The following is a 19029-nucleotide window of genomic DNA, read 5'->3' as shown; positions in this document are numbered from 1 at the left end:
CGTCCGGGGCAGGCTGCTACCGTTCCCGCCCGAGATCCCGCAGAATCCAGGTCACCGCCGCCGGCAGGTCCTCGGCGACAAAGCTGGGCTGAACAGCCTGCCCAGGCCCGATATATTCATAGTCGCCGCGGCCGTATCCGGTGAGGACCAGCACCCCCTTGGCGCGCACGGCGGCCGCCGCCTTGAGATCCGACCAGCGATCCCCCACCAGATAGGAACGGGCAAGATCGAGATCCAGCTCCGCGGCTGCCCTGAGAAAGAGCCCCGGCTTGGGCTTGCGGCAGTCACAGGCCGCCCGGAAGCGCTCCTCCTTGGCCTCCGGATGATGCGGACAGACATAGATGCCGTCCAGGTGGGCGCCGGCCGCGGCCAGCTGGACCCGCATCTTTTCATGCACCTCCGCAAGCAGGCTTTCCGGGAAATAGCCCCGGGCCAGCCCGGACTGGTTGGTGACCACCACCACCGGAATACCCTGCCCGTTCAGTCGCCGGATCGCCTCGGCAGCCCCGGGCAGCAGCACGAATCGGCTGATATGGTTGATATAGCCCATCTGCTCGTTGATGGTGCCGTCCCTGTCCAGAAACACCGCCGGTCTGCTCATCCTTCCTCCCTCCCTTCTCCGGTCCGCTTGGCAAGCAGGGCGCTGGTCGCCCTGAACACCTCATCCACCTCGATGGCCAGCATGCAGGCAAAATCGTTCTTGCGGCAATGCGTCGCCATGCAAGGGCTGCAGGGCAGGTTTTTACGGACCACTCGCACCCTTTCGGAAAAGGGGCCGGTGGCCACCGAGTCCGTCGAACCGAAGATGGCGACCAGCGGCGTCTTCAAGGCGGCGGCCACATGCATCAGGCCGGAATCGTTGGTGACAAAGCCGTCACAGAGACCGATCAGGGCCATGGCCTGGGCCAGGCTGGTCTTGCCGGCAAGATCGACTACCCGGCCAGGGGCTGCCGCGGCAATGACCGCCGCGGCCTCGGCATCGGCAGCGGTCCCGAAAACCAGCAGAGTAGCGTCCAGCTCCGCGGCGAGTCGCCCGGCAAGCCCGGCATAGCGATCCGCCGGCCAGCGCTTGGCCGGGCCATAAGCGGCCCCGGGATTAAGACCGACCACCGGGCCGCCCGCCTTGTCGGCGAGGAGATTCCGGGCCCAGGCCATGGCCGCCTCGGGCAGGGCAAGGAAAAGGTCATGCGGCCCGCAGACCAGTCCAAGGTCCTGCAGCAGCCCCTGGTAGTAATAGACCTGATGGCGTTCCCTCAGGATCTTGCGGATGGCGACCCCGTGGGTGAGCAGCAGACCGCGGCCGTCCCGCCTGAATCCGGCGCGGACCGGTATGCCGGCCAGCAGGGCGATGAGGGCGGCGGAAAAAGCGTTCTGCAGCAGGATCGCCATGTCGAAGCGCTGGGCGGCCAGCTCCCTGCTTAAGCGCCACATGCCGGTTATCCCCCGATGCCTCCCCTTCCTGTCATAGAGCATGACCTTGTCCACATGGGGACTTGCCGTGAAGATATCCGCCACCCACGGATAGGCCAGGATGGTGATCTCGGCATCGGGAAAATTCTCCCGGATGGTCCGCACCGCCGGCGTGGTCATGATGGCGTCGCCGATCCAGTTTGTCGAACGGATCAGAAGTTTTTTGGGGGAATGGCTGTTGATCGTTTTCGGCATATGGCTCCTGGTTGTCCTCTTGACAGTCCGCTGAAAAACCATCCCTGACTTTTTCAGCTGCCGGTTGACCAGGGAAGGCTTTGGCCAACCCCACGAATTTCCTGTTTTTTTTCGAGCGCCGGCACGGTCCGGCGCCACCTCCCCGTGCCGCCAACAGCCTTTTTCAAGGGTCTGTCACGGTAAGCGCAGCAGAGAACTTTGCTTTTTTTCCCCGGGGCGTCAAGCTTTTTTGTCGGGAAGACCAGGAGAACCCCACTTGCTTTCGCCTCGGCCCACGGCCGGCTCCCGTCCCCCCCCACCCCGCCGCCCGCCGGGGCGGAAAGAAACTGGAACCAGCTTCTTCTTTGCTTGCAAAATACGAGAGCAGGTGGTAAAAGATTCGGGTTCAAAATCGAGATGGTTTCGTAAAAATCCAGAGCCCCACAGTCATAAGACGTAAACTCAACCGGTTACGCCGAATTCGCTGTCGACATTTTGGCTTTTACGCTGCCAACAACATCAAACACACCCCTGAAAATGTTCCTCTGGTGCCCGAACGGGTTGGAACAATGGGGTGGAAGCCCAACCAAAATCAAAGGAGTTACGGACAATGGCTTACATTACCATGAAAGAGATGCTGGAGGCCGGTATGCATTTCGGCCACCAAACCCGCCGCTGGAACCCGAAGATGAAACCGTATATCTACGGGGCCCGCAACAAGATCTATATCATCAATCTGGACAAGACGCTTCCCCTGTTCAACAAGGCCTATGAGTTTGTCTCCAATATCGCCGCCAAGGGCGGCAGCGTTCTCTTTGTCGGCACCAAGCGCCAGGGCCAGGACATCATCAAGGAAGAGGCCGAACGCTGCGGCATGTACTATATCAACAACCGCTGGCTGGGCGGCATGCTGACCAACCACCAGACCATCAAGAACAGCGTCGATCGCCTGAAGAAGTTCGAGGCCATGCAGGAAGACGGCACCATCCACCATTACACCAAGAAGGAAGCCCTGCAGATCTCCAAGGAAGCGGTCAAACTCGAGCGCAACCTGGGCGGCATCAAGAACATGAAGGGCCTGCCCTCGGTCATCTTCCTCATCGACCCGAAACGGGAAAAGATCGCCATCGAAGAGGCCAACCGCCTCGGCATTCCGGTCGTCGCCCTCATCGACACCAACTGCGATCCGCGGGGCATTGATTACATCATCCCCGGCAACGACGACGCCATCCGTTCCATCAAGCTGATCGCCGGCAAGATGGCGGAGGCAATCATCAGCGGCCGCGAGAAGCATTCGGCAAGCCAGCAGGCGGCGACCGACAAGGGCAGCGAAGCGGAAGCCATCGCGGCCAAGGGCGATGCCTGAGCGGGACAATTGAACCGAGCCGTATCCCGGTCCGCGTCAAGCCCGGACCGGGAGCTTTCCTTTCCAGAGTAATCAAGACGAAAGATAAGAAGGTAGAACCGTGGAAATTACAAGTCAAATGGTAAAAGAGCTCCGCGACAAGACCAACGCGGGCATGATGGATTGCAAAAAGGCCCTGAGCGAAACCCAGGGCAACATGGAAAAGGCCATCGACCTGCTTCGCCAGAAGGGTCTGGCCGTGGCCCAGAAGCGCGCGGGCCGCGCCACCAGCGAAGGCGTGGTGGAGACTTACATCCATGCCGGCGGCAAGCTGGGCGTCATGGTCGAAGTCAATTGCGAAACCGACTTTGTCGCCAAGAGCGACGCCTTTATCGAGTTCGCGAAAAACGTGGCCATGCACGTGGCCGCCGCCAACCCGGTTTCCATCAAACGCGAGGACGTCCCGGCCGACCTGGCCGAGCGCGAGCGCAACATCTACATCCAGCAGGCCATCGACTCCGGCAAGCCTGCCAATATCGCCGAAAAGATGGTGGGCGGCAAGATGGACCGTTTCTACGCCGAGAACTGCCTGATGGAGCAGAAGTTCGTCAAGAACCCGGACCTTTCCATCCAGGATCTTCTCAATGAACTGGTGGCAAAGATGGGCGAGAACATCTCGGTCAAACGTTTTGCCCGTTTCCAGGTCGGCGCATAACCGGCACTGGTCAAGTCAAGCAAACACCATGGTGTGACAAGACCGTGACAAAAGCTAAATACAAAAGAGTTCTTTTGAAACTGAGCGGCGAAGCCCTGATGGGTGACGCCGCTTTCGGCATCAGCACCGCGGTGCTTGATTACGTTGCCGAGGAAATCCTTGGCTTGACGGCCCTCAAGGTCGAGACCAGCCTGGTGATCGGCGCGGGCAATATCTTTCGCGGAGTGTCCGGGGCCTCAGCCGGCATGGACCGGGCCGCCGCCGACAACATGGGCATGCTGGCCACGGTCATCAACGCCCTGGCCCTGCAGGATGCCCTGGAGCGCAAGGGCATCCCCACCCGGGTTCTCTCGGCCATTCCCATGCTCACGGTCTGCGAGCCCTATTCCCGCCAAAAGGCGCTGCATCACCTGCGCAAGGGCCGGGTGGTGATCTTCGGGGCGGGAACCTCCAATCCCTATTTCACCACCGACACCGCTGCGGTGCTGCGCGCGCTGGAAATAGACGCTGATCTGGTCTGCAAGGCGACCAGAGTGGACGGCGTCTACGACAAGGATCCCCTCAAGCACGACGGCGCGGTGAAATTCGACAAGCTCAGCTTCGGCGAGGTTCTGCACCGGCGCCTCAAGGTGATGGATGCGGCGGCGATTTCCCTGGCCATGGACAACAACAAAGCCATCATGGTCTTTGACATGAATATCCCCGGCAACATGAAAAAAGCCATCTGCGGCGAGCAGATCGGCACGCTGATCAAGGGAGATGACAATGAGTAAGGTTATCGACTCGGTAAAGGAAAAAATGGCGGCCAGCATTGAAGCGTACAAACGCGACCTTGCCAAAATCAGAACCGGCCGGGCCTCCATCTCCCTGTTCGACGGCGTCAGGGTACAGGCCTATGGCTCGCCCATGCCCCTCAATCAGGTTGCCACCGTCACCATTCCCGAAAGCAGAATGATCGTGATTCAACCCTGGGACACCCAGCTGCTGCCCGCCATCGAAAAGGCTATCTTCGCCTCGGATCTGGGCCTCAACCCCTCGGGCGACGGCAAGGTGATCCGGATCTCCATCCCGCAGCTCACCGAGGAGCGCCGCAGGGATCTGGTGAAAAACGTCAAGAAGATCAGCGAAGAGTACCGGGTGGCCGTGCGCAACGTCCGCCGTGACGCCCTCGACGGCCTGAAGAAGCAGAAGAACAACAAGGAAATCCCGGAAGACGATTTCTTCAAGCTGCAGGACGAAACCCAGCACGTCACCGACAAGTTCATCAAACAGATCGACGAGATCCTGGCCGAAAAGGAAAAAGAGGTCATGGAGGTTTGAAGCCGCCCTATTCCTTAAGACCAGAACCGTTCCCTCTCCCTTTTCCCTGCTGGTTGTGTCGCCGGGAGCCTTTTCATGCCGACGCCTGACCCCAATACCTTGCCCCGCCATGTCGCCATCATCATGGATGGCAATGGCCGCTGGGCCCAACAGCGCGGCAAGCCAAGAATTCTCGGCCACCGGGTCGGAGTGGAGTCCGTGCAGGAGATCGTCCGTTGCGCGCGGGAACTCGGCATCGCGGTGCTCACCCTCTACGCCTTTTCCACCGAGAACTGGAACCGTCCCGCCCTGGAGGTGCAGTCTCTCATGGGACTGCTCAAATCCTTTCTGGAAAGCGAGCTTTCCACCATGGTCGCAAACAATGTGAGCCTCAGGTGCATCGGCGAACAGGAGCGCATCCCGGCAGAGGTCCAGGAAGTGCTTGCACGGGTGATCGAGAAAACCGCCGGCAACACCGGGCTGACCCTGAACCTGGCCTTGAGCTACGGCGGGCGGGGCGAAATCATTCAGGCCGTGCGGGCCTTGGCCAGGGAATGCCTGCGGGGCGAATTGCAACCCGCCGCCATCAGCGACGGGGATCTGGAAAAGCACCTCTATACAGCGGGGCTGCCCGATCCGGATCTGCTCATCCGCACCGGCGGCGAAACCCGCCTCAGCAACTTCCTGCTCTGGCAAGCCTCCTACGCGGAGTTTTACTTTACGGAAACCCTGTGGCCGGACTTCCGCAAAGATGATTTTCTCGCCGCCATCCGCGACTATCAGAAACGGCAGCGCCGGTTCGGAAAAACAGGCGAACAGGTCGAGGCCAGCTAACCTTATTTGAGTCCGGCTCAACGGAGACGGAACAGGATCAGCATGAAGAGACTCATCACCGGTGTTGCGGCTGTTATCGCCTGGCTGCTCCTGATCTTCCTGGGGCCTTATCCTGTTTTCTGGCTGGCGATCACCGCCCTCGCGGCGGTGGCCTTTTCCGAATACCTGGCCATGGCTCTGCCGGCCGGCAATTCCGGCCACGCCTTTGCCCTCTGCCTTTTCGGCATCCTGCCGGTCGTCGCCGCATTCCCCGGCGAGCCGGGCATCCTGCTCGCCGGCCTTGTTCTTTCCCTGCTCGGCCTCATGCTCTATGGCCTCTTTTGCTACCCCCGGCTGCTGCAGCCCTTTGACCTGATCAGCCGGAGCGGTTTCGGCTCCCTCTACATCGGTCTTGCCAGCGCGCACCTGATCCTGCTCATGGGGTTGCCCCAGGGCCGGTACTGGCTGCTTTTCCTCACCGCCATCACCGCCGCCTCCGATACCGCCGCCTACTACACCGGCAGCCTGCTGGGGAAAAACAAGCTCTGTCCGGCCATCAGCCCGGGCAAAACCTGGGAAGGCTTCTTCGGCGGCCTCTGCGGCAGCCTGCTCGCCTCCTTTGCGGTCAAATTCTTCTTCCTCCCGGAGGAGAGCAACCTGTGGATCGGCTTCCTCGCGCTTCTCTTGAGCTGCCTCGGCGTGGCCGGCGATCTTTCCGAATCAATGCTGAAACGGGCTTTCGGCGTAAAGGACTCGGGCACCATCCTGCCCGGGCACGGGGGGCTGCTTGACCGCATCGATTCCCTGCTCCTCACGGCGCCGGCCCTCTATTACCTGCTTCATTTTTATGCCCGGATTCCTTAGCCCGTTGAAAAACAGGCTGTTGGCGGCACGGGGATGTGCCGCCGGAATTTGTCGGTCCTGAAAGAGCCGGCAAATTCGTATTAAGTTGATAACCTCCTGTCAGGCTCTGAAACTTCGGCCTGAACCAGAACGTGCCAGGGAAGAAAACGCCCATGAAAAACATCTCTCTGCTCGGCTCAACAGGCTCCATCGGCCGCAATGTCCTCGAAGTGGTGCGCCAGTTTCCCGGCCGCTACCGGGTGGTCGGCCTTGCAGCGGGCAGCAACGGCAAACTGCTGCGCGAGCAGATCGAGGCCTTCAACCCGGAAAAGGTGGCCATTGCCGACGCCAAACTTGCCCGGGATCTGGCCCAGAGTCTGCCCACCGGCTGGTCGGAAAAGATCCTGGTCGGCAAGGAGGGCAATGTGGCGATCGCCACCCTGGCTTCCGCCGACACGGTGGTCTCCTCCATAGTCGGCGCCGCCGGACTCACCCCGACCCTGGCCGCCATCGAAGCGGGGAAGAACATCGCCCTCGCCAACAAGGAAACCCTGGTCATGGCCGGCGATCTGGTCATGGCCGCGGTCAAACGCCGCAAGGTCGCGCTCCTGCCCATTGACAGCGAACACAACGCCATTGCCCAGGCATTGGAGGCCGGAAGACGGCGCGATGTCAGCAAGCTGATTCTCACCGCCTCGGGCGGCCCTTTCCGGGAAAAGGCGGTGCGCGAGCTGTGGAACGTGACCAGCGAACAGGCTCTGGCCCATCCCAACTGGAGCATGGGCCGGAAGATTTCCATCGATTCCGCCACCCTGATGAACAAGGGGCTGGAGGTGATCGAGGCGCGCTGGCTCTTTGATCTTGAGGTGGAAGAGATCGAAGTGCTGATCCATCCGCAGAGCATCGTGCACTCCATGGTGGAATTCATCGACGGCTCGGTGATCGCCCAGATGGGTATTCCGGACATGCGGCTCCCCATCGCCTATGCCCTCTCCTACCCTGAACGCCTTCGCCTCAATCTGCCCAGGCTGAACCTGGCCACGGCCAGCGACCTCAGCTTTTCCCGCCCGGATTTTGATAAATTCCCCGCCCTGAAACTCGCCTATCAGGTGTGCAAGCGGGGCGGCACCCTGCCGGCCGTGCTCAACGCGGCCAACGAGGTTGCGGTGGAAGCCTTTCTCAACAAGGAAATCCGCTTTCCGGAAATCGCCATGGTCGTCGCGGAAACCGTCGACCGCCTGCCCCGGGAGGAGGCGACCAGCGTCACCGCCATCCTCGACGCCGACCTCGCCGCCCGCATGCAGGCGCAATCAATCATCGAAGCCTTGAACATCAAGACAAAACAACGGCTCGGCGAAGAGGCCCGGATCCCGGACCTGCCGCCCGGCCAGAAAAACTTAACGATCTGAGACCACCATGAACTCCGTGCTCGCCTTCATCATCGTCCTCGGCCCTCTCATCTTCATCCATGAATTCGGCCATTTCCTCTTTGCCAAGCTCTTCGGCATCCGGGTTCTCAAGTTTTCCCTGGGCTTCGGCCCCAAGGTCTTCGGCCGCACCCTCGGCGAGACCGAATACCTGTTGAGCGCCTTCCCCCTCGGCGGTTACGTGAAGATGTACGGCGAAAGCCCCACCGAAGAGGTGGCCAGGGAGGAGGAAGCCTATTCCTTTTCCCACAAGCCGATCTGGCAGCGTTTCATCGTGGTGTTTGCCGGACCTTTCTTCAATCTGCTCTTCGCGGTGCTGCTCTTCTGCCTGATCTTCGCCGTGATGGGGGTTCCCCGGCCCGTGCAGGAGGCGCGCATCGGCTATGTGACCAGCGGTTCGCCGGCGGAAAAAGCAGGACTCAAGGCCGACGATCTCATCCTCGGCATCGACGGCAATCCGGTTCAGGCCTGGGAGGATATCTCCAGGCTCATCCGGCGCAGCGAAGGCAAGCAGATCACGCTGACGGTCAAGCGGGGCGAGGAAACCCTCACCTTCTCCGGCCAGCCGACCCTTGAGGAAGACAAGAATATCTTCGGCGAGGTCATCGACACCCGCTACATGCTGGGCATCCGGGTTGCCGACGAGATCGTCGACATCTCGCTGGCGGAAGCGGTCGAGACCGGCTTCCTGCACACCTGGAGCCTGATCAAGGTCACCCTGCTGGGCGTGGTGAAGATCATCCAAAAAGTGGTGCCTGCCAGCGAACTGGGCGGTCCCATCCGCATAGCCCAGATCGCCGGCGAGCAGATGCAGGCGGGCTGGGTGAATCTCGTGCATTTCGCCGGCCTGCTCAGCGTGAGCCTCGGCATCCTCAACCTCTTCCCCATTCCCATTCTCGATGGCGGCCATCTGGTCTTTTTCGCCGTCGAGGCCATCCGCAGAAAGCCCTTGAGCATGGAAACGCGGGAACGGCTGCAGATCCTGGGCCTGATCCTCCTCGTCTCCCTGATGCTCTTCGTCTTCTATAACGACGTGATCTTTATCAGGAACAGCGGCTGAGGGTGAGCATGCCGAACGCAGACTCCGCCGGTCCTCCCCTGCTCCTTGCCCTGGAAACCGCCACCACCTGCGGCAGCGTCGCCCTGATCGACGACGGCCGCTGCCTGGCCGAATTTTCACTCGCCACCAGGCCCAGCCATTCCCGCCGACTGCTTGCCGGGATTGATCGGCTTCTACAGGAGACGCAGCTTGGCTGGCGAGATCTCACCGCCATCGCGGTGAGCCTGGGGCCGGGCAGTTTTACCGGATTGCGCATCGGCCTCGCCACCGCCAAGGGCCTCTGCTTCGCCACCGGCAAACCCCTCATCGGCGTGCCTACCCTGGAAGGCCTTGCCTGCCAGCTCCCCTTTGCCGGCCTGCCCATCTGTCCGGTGGTCGATGCCCGTAAAAACGAGGTATATGCCGGATTCTATCGCTGCAATCAGACCGGGGCGCTGGAACAGACCGGCGACTTCCTGGTGCTGAGCCCGGAACGGCTGGTCGAAAAGATCCATACCCCAACCATCTTCGTCGGCGATGCGGTTCCCCTTTACGGCGAACTGTTCCGGGCCAGGCTGCAGGCGCATGCCCTGCTGGCCCCGCCGGAAATCTGCTTCGCCAGGGCGGCGGCCATCGGCTTTGCCGCCCAGCGCCGCCTCGCAGCCGGAATCCTCTCCGATCCCGTCGCCAGTGTTCCCATCTATGTCCGTGCCTCGGATGCGGAACTGCAACTGGGCAGAAAAACCAATCCCCAGGCATGAAAAGCGGGCGCGCCACCGCGGCCGGCTCAGTGTGCCAGGGACATGATCAGCGGCACGAGTTTCCGGTAATCTGCTATCTCCAGGGAGGTATGCCAGTGGCCGGTGACCATTCCCATGCCGACCCCCGCCGCATAGAGTAGAAGAGCGACTGCCGGATAGACCGCGAGAGGAAGCGGTCTGCGCCGGAAAGGCAGCCCCATCTGGAGAACATCCTTCTCAGGGCAAGCGGCCACACAGGTAAGGCAACCCGTGCATTCGGGCGAATGGACCACTTTGCTGGCATGCACCGGCAGCCGCGAAGGGCAGACGGCGCTGCAACGCCGGCAGCCGGTGCAGCCTGCCGTATCCCTCCGGATCTTAAACGGACTGAACATGCTCGCCAGCCCCAGCAGCGCGCCATAGGGACAGAGGTAGCGACACCAGAAATTCGCGTACAAATGGGAGAGAACGGTCAATACCCCCAACACCACCATGGTGGTTGCCGACATTCTGGTGAAAAAATAGAGCATCTTGATGTCGCTCACCGCCCAGTAGGGGGAATTGAGGAATCCGGCCAAGGCCTCGTAGGGCATGTCAAGCAAGATGATCTTGACAAAAAAAAGCAGCAACAGATATTTGCCGCCGCGCAGCCCCACATCCAGCCAAGGCCAGATGCGGAAATTCCGGCCCAGGAGGCGCCGACCCAGTTTATGCCCTCCTTCGGACAGGGTCCCCACCGGACAAAGCCAGGAACAGAAGGATTTCTTGGCCAGCAGGCTCATGAGGCAGATGGAGAGAAAGATGACCGGCGCAGCGGGATGCACCGGATGGATCTGGCCGCTGACCAGCCAGTACTTGAGACTGGTCAGGGCGCCGATGGGCAAAAACCCCTCAAGCCCCGGCGATCGGAAGGCCAGAGGCATGACAGCGGCGTCGCCTTCGATATAGCGGACAAACATGGCGAAACGGATGCCCATGGCAAGAATGAACATCAGAAAACACCATTGCATGACGGTCCGCACCGTCACAATCCTTCCTGACAAAGCTGTTTCACGCATGGCTGCTTGCTCCTCGACAACAGGGGCTCACGGACTTCCGCTCTTCCGCCCCGCGGTTCATGAAAAAAAACGCCTGGTCTGGGCTGGCCCCCCTTCAGGGCGGAAGCGAGGCCGTGATTCCCGCGCCTTCCGTTCCCTCGGCCGGCCGACCGCCACCCATGGCCTGATAGAAGGCGACACTGTTGAGCAGACGCCTGGCCCGCCCCTCCAGCACGTCGAGACGTGTCTGCTCTGCCTGCTGCTGGGCGGTGAGCAGATCGTAATAGCCGGTCGCGCCCAGTGCGTACCGGCGCTGCGCCGAAGCCAGGAATTGCCCGGCTGCCTTTTCGGCGGCCGCGAGTGCCGCCAACCTTTCCGAATCGTTTTCCAGGGCCCGCAGGACATCGGCGACCGTGCGCAACGCTTCCAGCACCACGGCCTGATAGCTTGCCAACGCCGCGTCAAATGCCGCCAGGGCCGCCCGTTTTTCCGCGGCCAGCCCGGGATTGAACAGAGGTTGGCTCAACTGGGCCATCAGATTCCAGACCGCGGAGCCGGCCCCGAACAGGGCACCGGTTGAGAGGGTCTGCGAGCCGAGGCCGGCGCTGAGATCAAGTTGCGGATACAGTTTCGCCACCGCTGCCCCATATTCCGCATTGGCGGCATGCAGCAGCGCTTCCGCCGCCCGGATGTCGGGCCGGACCCGCACCAGCTCCGAAGGGACCAGCAACGGCAGCGCGGGCGGCAGGCTGAAATCCGCCAGAGTAAAAGAGGGCAACCCGTTCGCGCCCGGCGCCCGCCCGACCAGCACGGCAAGAAGGTGGCGGTTCTGCTGATGCTGGTCGCGCAGCGGGGGGATGCCGGCGCGCGTCTGCTCCAGCACCGTTTGCAGGGCCAGCACTTCATCCGGGGCCGCCTGCCCGAGCCGGAGCCGCTTCCGGCTCAACTCCAGCTGCTCCTCCCGGCTGCGCAGGATGTTCTCCATGGCGGCAATCTGCCCGGCAAGCCTGGCCTCGGTAATGGCCGTTGCGGCGATATTGGCCGCCAGGGTCAGACGCGCTCCCGCCAACCGGCACCGCTGATAGTCGCCGCGGGCGGCCAGGGCCTCCAGGGCGCGCCGGTTGCCGCCGAAAAGATCGAAGACGTAGCGGCCCCCCACTTCGGCGTTGTACAGACTGAATTCCCGCGCCTCGCCGGCAAGGCCCGAGGCGGCAGGATTGAAGCGTTGCCGCTGGCCGGCCATACTGCCCTCAACCCGCGGGTAACGCGTCGAGCCTGCCCTTGCCGCGGAAAGCTCCTCCGCCCGGCGCAGGGTCGCCTCCGCCTCGACCAGGGTGGGATGGCCGGCCAGGGCCTCGCCGATCAGGGCGTTCAGTTGGGCGGAGCCCAGGGCATGCCACCAATCCCAGTTGCTCTCCTGGCCGGTGACGATGCGTTGCGAGTCAGCGGATGCAGCGGAGGTTGACCCGGCAATATACCCGCTCACCTCAGGGGGCGCCGGAGGCCGGAAATCAGGCCCCACCGCGCAGCCGGTCAGCAGGATCACCGGGAAAACCGCGACCAGCAGATGAGTTCTGCTTGTATTGTTGCCCATAAATATTCTCCGTCAAGGGCTTTCTGAAACGCGGATGGCGGGCCAGGCCCGTACTTTGCGGGATTGCCGCCGCCAGACGATTTTCCAGGACACGGCGGGCGCATTTGCCACTCCGTGCAGATTCAGGAGAAACCGCGTCCCTCCCCCGCTTCTTCATGGGTCACGCCGTCGCGGATATGATAGATCCGCTTGAAGGTGGGGATGATTTTTTCATCGTGGGTGACGACGATGATCGCGGTCTCGAACCTGCGCGCCATGTCGTTCAAGATGCGGATGACGGCCATGGCCCGCACGGAATCGAGGGGTGCCGTCGGCTCGTCGGCCAGGATCACCGGCGGCCGGTTGACCAGACCGCGGGCAATGGCCACCCGCTGCTGTTCGCCGCCCGAAAGCTGCGAGGGCATGGCGCGGGCGCGGTGCTGCACGTCGAGGGCGCTGAGCAGCTCCAGGGCCCGCCGGCGGGCCTCGCCATTGGGCACACCCGCCAGCATGGGCAGCAGGGCGACGTTATCGGTGACATCGAGAAAGGGAATCAGGTACGGGGCCTGGAATACGAAACCGATTTTGTCGCGCCGCAGCGCGCGCAGATCACGGACCTGCCAGCCGTCGGCGAAGATCACCTCGCCGCCCAGACTCATGCGCCCGGCGCTCGGGTCGATGACGGCGCCCAGACATTTGAGCAGGGTGCTCTTGCCGGAACCGGAAGGGCCGATCAAGCCGACCACCTCACCGGGCGATACGACCATGTCCACCTCTTTCAAGGCGTCCACGGCCGTATCGCCCTTGCCGAAACGTTTTTTCATGCCCTCGATGCGAATGCCATGGCCGTCCATCTCAACCTCCTATGGCTTCGGCCGGATCGACCTTGAGCGCCATGCGAATGGCGATGAGGCTGGCCAGCACGCAAATCAGGAGCACGGCGAAAAAACCGGCCACGGAATCAAGGGGCATAAGCAGCACATACTTGGGAAAAAAAGGGGCGGCAAAGGTGGCGCTGATCTTGCCCACCACAAAGCCGATCAGGCCCAGGACCACGGACTGCTGCATGATCATCGCGGCGATGGTGCGATTCCTGGTGCCGATCAGCTTCAGCACCGCGATTTCGCGGATCTTGTCCATGGTCAGGGTATAGATGATGAAAGCGACGATGGCCGCGCTGACAACGGCCAGAATCACCAGAAACATGCCGATCTGTTTGGCCGAGGTCGCAATCAGCTTGCCGATGAGAATGCCTTCCATCTGCGCCCGGGTATAGGCGGTCAACCGCTTCCAGCGGGCGATGGCTGCCGCCGTCTCTTCCGGGGCCCGACCGGGTTGCAACCGCACCAGCACGGCATTGACGGATTGGCTTGCTTCCTGCGCGGCATTGACGGCGGCGGGCAGGCCCGGGACGCCGGGACGGTTGAAGGCCGGGTTGGCCTCGGTGCGCCGGCGGTTCTGATGGATGGCGTCGTTATCCTTGAGAAACTGCGCCTCCTGGCCATCCTTGAGCGGAATAAACACCATGGGATCGCCGTTGGACGACACCATGCGCCGGGTCAGCCCCACGACGGTATAGTGGTTGCGACGGATGGCGAGGCGATCACCCAGGGTAAAGCCGGTGGCGATATCAGCCACTGCCTCGTAATGGCTGCGGGTGATCTGCCGCCCTGCCACCAGATACGGCGGCCAGCCGGGCGTACCGGCGGCCCCGGGCGCGATGCCCACCACCATGGCGCGCACGTCGCGATCGCCATTGCGCACCTGCATGGTGAGATAGGTGACGTTGGCGGCCTCTTCAATGCCGGGCATGGCGCGGATGCCGCGATACAGGTCTGCGTTGATGCTGGACGACTCCGCGTAGGGGCCCAGGGTATCCTTCTGCACCACCCACAAATCGGTACCGCTGTTGTCGAGCAGCACCCTGCCATCCTCCACCATGCCCCGGTACACTCCGGCCATGGTAAGGGTAACACCGATCAACAGTCCCAGGCCGACGCCGGTGAAGACGAACTTGCCCCAGGCATGCAGGATGTCGCGGCCGGCCAGGCTGATCATCGGGCTCCTCCGGCAATGTTGTCAACGATCCGGATGCGGAGACGTGCATTCAACGCCTTTTCGCTGTACACCACCACTTGCTCGCCGCGGACAAGGCCGGCAAGCACCCGCACCTGGCCGTCGAGGTCGGCGATTCCGAGTGTGACCGGGCTGAAGCGCGCCTCGCCGGCAACGATCTTCCAGACCCCGAGCCCGCCCCCCCTGCGATGCACGGCGGCATTGGCGATAACCGGTCCTGCCGGCATGGCCGGCAAGAGGACGGTGACCTCGGCCAGCTCGCCCACCGGCGGCAGCGGCGACGGCAGGACATCGAACACCACCTTGGCCATGGTTTCCTCGGTCACCTGATCGGCCAATGGTTCCACCCGCAACACCCGTCCGCTCCTTGCTTCTCCTGCCTGGGAACGCAGCACGATCCGGGCCGGCAAGTCGGCGGCCAACCCTTGGGCACGGATCTGGTCAAAACGGACATTGAGCCAGAGGCTGGCAGGATCGATGCATTCCACCACGGTCTGCCCAGCCACCACCGTGCTGCCCGGTTCGGCATCCCGCTTCACCACCAGGCCATCGACCGGGGAAAGCAATCGCAGATCAGCACGCTGCGCCGCCATGGCCTCCCGTTCGGCGCCGGCCCGCCTGAACTCCTGCCGGGCCGCCTCCAGGCCGGCCTGGGCCAGCCGCAGTTCCTGTTGCCTGGCGGCGGCAATCTCCTCGCTGGTGGAATGTTCCCGCCGCAACAGTTCGTAGCGACGGGCCTCCAGCCGGGCATGGCTTTCCCGGACCTCGGCCTCGACCAGTTGCGCGCGAGCCCGGCCCAGGGCGGCATCCTGGGCCCGAATCCGCTCATCAAGATCCACCGGGGCCATTTCGCCGAGCACTTGCCCCGCCCTGACCCGGTCCCCCACCTGCACATCAAGCCGTTTAACCCGGCCGGCAAAGGTTGGCCCGATTTTATAGGTGTAGCGGGCTTCAACGGCGCCAATGCCGAACAGTGCCGGCGACAGGCTTTTGTTTTCAACCGTCGCCACGGTCACCGGCACCGGGGCAAGGGGGCCGGAACGGACGGCGACATAAAAAAACAGCGCCACAAGGGGAATGAGCACGGCCGCCAGCGCCAGGGTCCGTTTCTGAATGGGCGGATTTTTCATGGCGTTCTCCTGATCCCGCGCCGATAGATGGCGAAGATCCGAGGCGCGTTCCGACGGATCTGCCCCACGTCGCCGGCCAGCAGGGACTGGAGCACCAATCCCTGCACGGTGCCGATGAACATGATGACCGCCGCATCCGCGTCAAGCAGGGGATCCAGCTCGCCGCACTCCTTCCCCTGCCTGATCAGATCTTTGAGCCGCTCACCGTAACGGCGGATGAGGGTTGCCACCATGCGTTTGGAGATTGTCTCCTCGGAACGCTGGAGCGGCAGCTGACCGAACAGAATCCGCGGAACCCCGGGATGCTGGGCCACGAAATCGATATGCGCCATGAAGACCGCCTCCAGACCCGCAAGGGGCGACAAGGCGGCCGCGGCCGCCTTGTCGACACGGAAAAGCAACTGCTCGGCCACCCATTCCATCACGGCCTGCAAGAGGGAATCCTTGCTCTGAAAATGCCGGAACAGAGCGCCCTGGGTCAGGTTCATATGCTTGGCAATGGCCGCGGTGGTGATCTCGCCGGGGTCGCGCTCGGCAGCAAGTTCAACCACGGCCTTCACCGTAACGGCGCGGCGTTCCTCGGCGGGAAGATGCTTGGGATGGGATGCCATGGATATCCTCCATAAAGATAGTAATCAATTACTTTCTTCATGGAGAATATCCCAACCCCCTCTGGCTGTCAAGCTGTTCTCGCGGAATGGGCGCGACAAAGCACCGTGGCCGAACCGGCTCGAAACAGGGCGGGTATCGGCGGAAAAAGGCGGGGAAAAACAAACCGGAACGATGCGGAGCGATGAAACGGGGAAAATGAGGAAGGGGATTCAGAAGCCGAATTCAGCCAGGAGATCGTCGACCAGATCCTGTTTCAGGGAAGAGGGCGCGCTGGGCGCATGCACGCCGCGGAGCAGCTCTTTTTTCTTTTCCAGGTTTTCGACGGAGCCATCCTTCTTGATGTTGAGGATCACCAGCACCTCGATGAGCCAATCCCGGATCTGGTTGAGATCAACAATGATCTTTTCCATCTTCTGCCGGGCGACATCCTGATAGGACTGGGAGGCGATGATATCGTACATGGCCGCCTTCATTTCCGTGACGGCATTCTGCAGGGCGGGGTTGCCACCGGCCTGCCTGAGCAGGGTTTCCAGCTCCTCGGCATGCATGATCACCTTGTCGGATTTGTCCAGGACCGTGCTGGTGGAATGATCCATGAGTTCCACCACGTCCTGGGCCCGACTCACCACAAAGGGCGTCTGCTCACCGGCACTGGCCAAAGGCACCTGCACGGTCTTCATGTTGACCAGCATGGCATTGATCTTCTTGGCCAGGATGGAGATCAATCCTTCCGCGTCAAAATCAGGCAGTTCTTTCTTGAATTCCCCGCGCAACAGGGCATCGGTGATGTCCACCAGGGAGGCGATGCTTTTTTCAAAATGGGGGTTGCTGTTTTTGGTCATGGGAAGATATGCGCCTAAAAAATATATTAATATCAACAAGATACAAGATACGCAACACAATATTGCGGTCATTGTACTGAGAGGCCCACCATAAAGCAAGAGCGATTCTCTCCTGTTTCCCGCTCCGTGCCGTGCAGCGGAAAAACTACCGGTACCGCGGGGCAGATTGGTAAAATTTCTGTTTTGCCGCGTACATTTCCCGATCCGCCTCCTTGAGCAGCGCCTCAGGAGGACATTTGTCCGTGCCAGCCTTGCCGAGGCTCACCGTCACCGGAAAGGAGCTGCCGTCCTGCAGGGAGAGGGTCAGATCGGCAAAGACCCTGCTCTGCAGCCTCCGGACGAAGTGGTCTGCCTCCTCGTCGGTGGTATTGGTGAGAAGGATAACGAATTCGTCGCCGCCGGTGCGGGCCGCGATATCGGAGCTGCGCAGGGTCTTTTGCAGAGCCATGGCGGCCACGACGATCAACTGGTCCCCGCAGTCATGGCCATGAAGATCGTTGAGTTTTTTCAAACCGTTGATATCGGCCAGCACCACCGCGTAATGGATGCCGTACCTCTCGAACTTCACCATCTCCTCGTCAATGGCCTGGGTCAGATAGCCACGATTGAAAAGGCCGGTAAGGGCATCCTTGTTCGCCCTTTCCTCAAGCTGGCGAAGCAGCAGCTGATTCTGGAAATAGGCACCCAACGGCTCGGTGACCAACCGTAAAAAGGCAAGCTCCTCAACGCCGGGCTTGCCTTCCAGCACCACCAGACCAACGCGTTGCCCCTTGGCGCCGATCAGGGGGATCTGCTGGCTCTTCGGCCAGGGCAGCAGCGAGGCGGAGATCAGCCCTTCACTCTTGCCGGTCTGCAGATCCCGGGCAAGACAGGCCTTGCTCAAGGCCTTGAACTCCTCGCCCTGCAGGCCCCGCTGCTGGGTGAGCCACAGATTGCCGGCCCGCACATCGTTGACAACCAGGGCCACGGCCCCGTCGTGCAGGGTGGGCAGCACCGTATCGAGGAAGTAATCGACAACCTCCTTGACATCGTTTTCCTTTTGCAGATAGGTGCCGAAATCAACCAGCAGGGAAAGGATCTTGTTTTTTCTTGCGATCTCTTCCTGATTGGAGCGGATCTGTTCGATCAGCCCCACCTGTCTGGTGATATCCCGGAAGATGAGAAGACCGCCGCGGCCATTGGGGGCCACGGAAAAAATTTCGGTAAAAAACCTGCCCGCGGCCTCGTGGCTCCTCTTCAGGCCGTCGGCGGCTGCAAACCCCTGCCTGGCCGGGCAGGCCGGACAGGGCTCGACAAAGCCGAGCAGGGTGTAACAATGCGTGTCGGTTTCGTCGGCGAACATCCCGCGCACGGCGCTGTTTTTCCGCTGGACCAGAAAGTTTTCATCCACGGTGAGCAGGGCGTCGGGCAGATTGTTCATCAGCTGGGCGAGAAACTCCTGCTCCTCCATATTGAGCCTGCGACGGTGCTCAAGAAGAATATTCTTCGCCTGCAGCTCCTTGCGGTCGAGATCCGTCCGGCGCAGAAGGGTGATTTCCTGGGTAACGTCGTGGATGGTGAGCAGAAACTGCCCCTGGAGGAACTGACAGATAACCTTGAGATAGATATCTCCGTCCCGGCCCTTCAAAACAAGGGAATGCTTCTTCCCCGCCTCCTCGCCCTCGCGCGCCGGGCAGCCGGCGCAAGCACCGTCGTTGCCCAGGAGAAGCTTGTGGCAGGGTTGGCCAGCCACCTCGATGCCTGCCTGGCGGAAAAGGGCCATGGCCACCTGATTGGCAAAAACAGCCCGGCACTCCCTGTCGCAGAGCAAAAGGCCTGTCTGCACCGCGTTAAGGAACCGCGGCGCCAGGATATCTGACGGAAACGCTGTATCTTTCATGGATTCGCGGATCGA

General features: G+C 61.7%; 19 protein-coding genes. 9 read left to right on the top strand and 10 right to left on the bottom strand.

Annotation, left to right across the window (positions count from 1 at the left end; translation table 11 throughout):
* Positions 1 to 16: 16 nt before the first annotated feature.
* Positions 17 to 601 carry a D-glycero-beta-D-manno-heptose 1,7-bisphosphate 7-phosphatase gene (gmhB, locus tag ACUUL3_RS04400; RefSeq protein ID WP_448554949.1) on the bottom strand — a complete coding sequence of 195 codons (585 nt, stop codon included), beginning with the start codon at positions 599 to 601 and terminating at the stop codon, positions 17 to 19.
* A complete protein-coding gene (waaF, locus tag ACUUL3_RS04395; protein ID WP_448554947.1) occupies positions 598 to 1665 on the bottom strand; it encodes a lipopolysaccharide heptosyltransferase II in 1068 nt (355 codons plus the stop codon). Before waaF ends, gmhB begins: the two co-directional genes overlap by 4 nt.
* Positions 1666 to 2254: 589 nt before the next feature.
* Here waaF and rpsB point away from each other — a divergent pair.
* From rpsB to tsaB, 9 genes are all read left to right on the top strand, one after another.
* The gene (gene rpsB / locus ACUUL3_RS04390; protein ID WP_448554945.1) at positions 2255 to 3010 is read left to right on the top strand and encodes a 30S ribosomal protein S2; all 756 of its coding nucleotides are present in this window, start codon (positions 2255 to 2257) and stop codon (positions 3008 to 3010) included.
* 100 nt (positions 3011 to 3110) lie between these two features.
* Positions 3111 to 3704: a translation elongation factor Ts gene (gene tsf, locus ACUUL3_RS04385; protein ID WP_448554943.1), complete on the top strand. Its 594-nt coding sequence runs from the start codon at positions 3111 to 3113 to the stop codon at positions 3702 to 3704.
* 44 nt (positions 3705 to 3748) lie between these two features.
* Positions 3749 to 4477 carry a UMP kinase gene (pyrH, locus tag ACUUL3_RS04380; RefSeq protein ID WP_448554941.1) on the top strand — a complete coding sequence of 243 codons (729 nt, stop codon included), beginning with the start codon at positions 3749 to 3751 and terminating at the stop codon, positions 4475 to 4477.
* Complete coding sequence (gene frr, locus ACUUL3_RS04375) at positions 4470 to 5024, top strand: ribosome recycling factor (RefSeq protein WP_448554939.1); 555 nt, start codon at positions 4470 to 4472, stop codon at positions 5022 to 5024. The genes pyrH and frr overlap by 8 nt, the downstream gene beginning before the upstream one ends.
* Before the next feature lie 75 nt (positions 5025 to 5099).
* On the top strand, positions 5100 to 5837 hold the full coding sequence (locus tag ACUUL3_RS04370) for an isoprenyl transferase (protein ID WP_448554937.1): 738 nt from the start codon (positions 5100 to 5102) through the stop codon (positions 5835 to 5837).
* 42 nt (positions 5838 to 5879) lie between these two features.
* The gene (locus tag ACUUL3_RS04365; RefSeq protein ID WP_448554935.1) at positions 5880 to 6680 is read left to right on the top strand and encodes a phosphatidate cytidylyltransferase; all 801 of its coding nucleotides are present in this window, start codon (positions 5880 to 5882) and stop codon (positions 6678 to 6680) included.
* Between the two features lie 152 nt (positions 6681 to 6832).
* Positions 6833 to 8068: a 1-deoxy-D-xylulose-5-phosphate reductoisomerase gene (locus ACUUL3_RS04360; RefSeq protein WP_448554933.1), complete on the top strand. Its 1236-nt coding sequence runs from the start codon at positions 6833 to 6835 to the stop codon at positions 8066 to 8068.
* Between the two features lie 7 nt (positions 8069 to 8075).
* Positions 8076 to 9146 carry an RIP metalloprotease RseP gene (gene rseP, locus ACUUL3_RS04355; protein WP_448554931.1) on the top strand — a complete coding sequence of 357 codons (1071 nt, stop codon included), beginning with the start codon at positions 8076 to 8078 and terminating at the stop codon, positions 9144 to 9146.
* A gap of 8 nt (positions 9147 to 9154) precedes the next feature.
* Positions 9155 to 9886 (top strand): tRNA (adenosine(37)-N6)-threonylcarbamoyltransferase complex dimerization subunit type 1 TsaB, encoded by a 732-nt coding sequence (gene tsaB / locus ACUUL3_RS04350; protein WP_448554929.1) that lies wholly within the window; start codon positions 9155 to 9157, stop codon positions 9884 to 9886.
* Between the two features lie 26 nt (positions 9887 to 9912).
* On the opposite strand, the gene ACUUL3_RS04345 is transcribed toward tsaB, so the two are convergent.
* The 8 genes from ACUUL3_RS04345 to ACUUL3_RS04310 form a co-directional block, all read right to left on the bottom strand.
* Entirely contained in the window at positions 9913 to 10923 is a 1011-nt protein-coding gene (locus tag ACUUL3_RS04345; protein WP_448554927.1) for a 4Fe-4S binding protein, read from the bottom strand.
* A gap of 94 nt (positions 10924 to 11017) precedes the next feature.
* Positions 11018 to 12496 carry an efflux transporter outer membrane subunit gene (locus ACUUL3_RS04340; RefSeq protein ID WP_448554925.1) on the bottom strand — a complete coding sequence of 493 codons (1479 nt, stop codon included), beginning with the start codon at positions 12494 to 12496 and terminating at the stop codon, positions 11018 to 11020.
* Positions 12497 to 12618: 122 nt separating this feature from the next.
* Positions 12619 to 13329: an ABC transporter ATP-binding protein gene (locus ACUUL3_RS04335; protein WP_448554923.1), complete on the bottom strand. Its 711-nt coding sequence runs from the start codon at positions 13327 to 13329 to the stop codon at positions 12619 to 12621.
* A gap of 1 nt (position 13330) precedes the next feature.
* Positions 13331 to 14533, bottom strand: a complete 1203-nt coding sequence (locus tag ACUUL3_RS04330) for an ABC transporter permease (protein ID WP_448554922.1) — start codon at positions 14531 to 14533, stop codon at positions 13331 to 13333.
* Positions 14530 to 15681, bottom strand: coding sequence for an efflux RND transporter periplasmic adaptor subunit (locus tag ACUUL3_RS04325; protein ID WP_448554920.1), 1152 nt, complete (start codon positions 15679 to 15681; stop codon positions 14530 to 14532). The genes ACUUL3_RS04330 and ACUUL3_RS04325 overlap by 4 nt, the downstream gene beginning before the upstream one ends.
* Complete coding sequence (locus tag ACUUL3_RS04320) at positions 15678 to 16292, bottom strand: TetR/AcrR family transcriptional regulator (RefSeq protein WP_448554918.1); 615 nt, start codon at positions 16290 to 16292, stop codon at positions 15678 to 15680. The genes ACUUL3_RS04325 and ACUUL3_RS04320 overlap by 4 nt, the downstream gene beginning before the upstream one ends.
* 210 nt (positions 16293 to 16502) lie before the next feature.
* Positions 16503 to 17135: a protein phosphatase CheZ gene (locus ACUUL3_RS04315; RefSeq protein ID WP_448554916.1), complete on the bottom strand. Its 633-nt coding sequence runs from the start codon at positions 17133 to 17135 to the stop codon at positions 16503 to 16505.
* Positions 17136 to 17280: 145 nt separating this feature from the next.
* Entirely contained in the window at positions 17281 to 18960 is a 1680-nt protein-coding gene (locus ACUUL3_RS04310) for a diguanylate cyclase (RefSeq protein ID WP_448554914.1), read from the bottom strand.
* Positions 18961 to 19029 lie beyond the last annotated feature (69 nt).

This window comes from Thiovibrio sp. JS02, assembly GCF_053485635.1.
This window is presented reverse-complemented; position numbering and strand designations above follow the sequence as displayed.

Bases quoted from the DNA above. Each gene is read 5' to 3' on its own strand.
- gmhB (WP_448554949.1), bottom strand. From the start codon at position 601: ATGAGCAGACCGGCGGTGTTTCTGGACAGGGACGGCACCATCAACGAG.
- waaF (WP_448554947.1), bottom strand. From the start codon at position 1,665: ATGCCGAAAACGATCAACAGCCATTCCCCCAAAAAACTTCTGATCCGT.
- rpsB (WP_448554945.1), top strand. From the start codon at position 2,255: ATGGCTTACATTACCATGAAAGAGATGCTGGAGGCCGGTATGCATTTC.
- frr (WP_448554939.1), top strand. From the start codon at position 4,470: ATGAGTAAGGTTATCGACTCGGTAAAGGAAAAAATGGCGGCCAGCATT.
- ACUUL3_RS04370 (WP_448554937.1), top strand. From the start codon at position 5,100: ATGCCGACGCCTGACCCCAATACCTTGCCCCGCCATGTCGCCATCATC.
- ACUUL3_RS04365 (WP_448554935.1), top strand. From the start codon at position 5,880: ATGAAGAGACTCATCACCGGTGTTGCGGCTGTTATCGCCTGGCTGCTC.
- ACUUL3_RS04360 (WP_448554933.1), top strand. From the start codon at position 6,833: ATGAAAAACATCTCTCTGCTCGGCTCAACAGGCTCCATCGGCCGCAAT.
- rseP (WP_448554931.1), top strand. From the start codon at position 8,076: ATGAACTCCGTGCTCGCCTTCATCATCGTCCTCGGCCCTCTCATCTTC.
- tsaB (WP_448554929.1), top strand. From the start codon at position 9,155: ATGCCGAACGCAGACTCCGCCGGTCCTCCCCTGCTCCTTGCCCTGGAA.
- ACUUL3_RS04345 (WP_448554927.1), bottom strand. From the start codon at position 10,923: ATGCGTGAAACAGCTTTGTCAGGAAGGATTGTGACGGTGCGGACCGTC.
- ACUUL3_RS04340 (WP_448554925.1), bottom strand. From the start codon at position 12,496: ATGGGCAACAATACAAGCAGAACTCATCTGCTGGTCGCGGTTTTCCCG.
- ACUUL3_RS04335 (WP_448554923.1), bottom strand. From the start codon at position 13,329: ATGGACGGCCATGGCATTCGCATCGAGGGCATGAAAAAACGTTTCGGC.
- ACUUL3_RS04330 (WP_448554922.1), bottom strand. From the start codon at position 14,533: ATGATCAGCCTGGCCGGCCGCGACATCCTGCATGCCTGGGGCAAGTTC.
- ACUUL3_RS04325 (WP_448554920.1), bottom strand. From the start codon at position 15,681: ATGAAAAATCCGCCCATTCAGAAACGGACCCTGGCGCTGGCGGCCGTG.
- ACUUL3_RS04320 (WP_448554918.1), bottom strand. From the start codon at position 16,292: ATGGCATCCCATCCCAAGCATCTTCCCGCCGAGGAACGCCGCGCCGTT.
- ACUUL3_RS04315 (WP_448554916.1), bottom strand. From the start codon at position 17,135: ATGACCAAAAACAGCAACCCCCATTTTGAAAAAAGCATCGCCTCCCTG.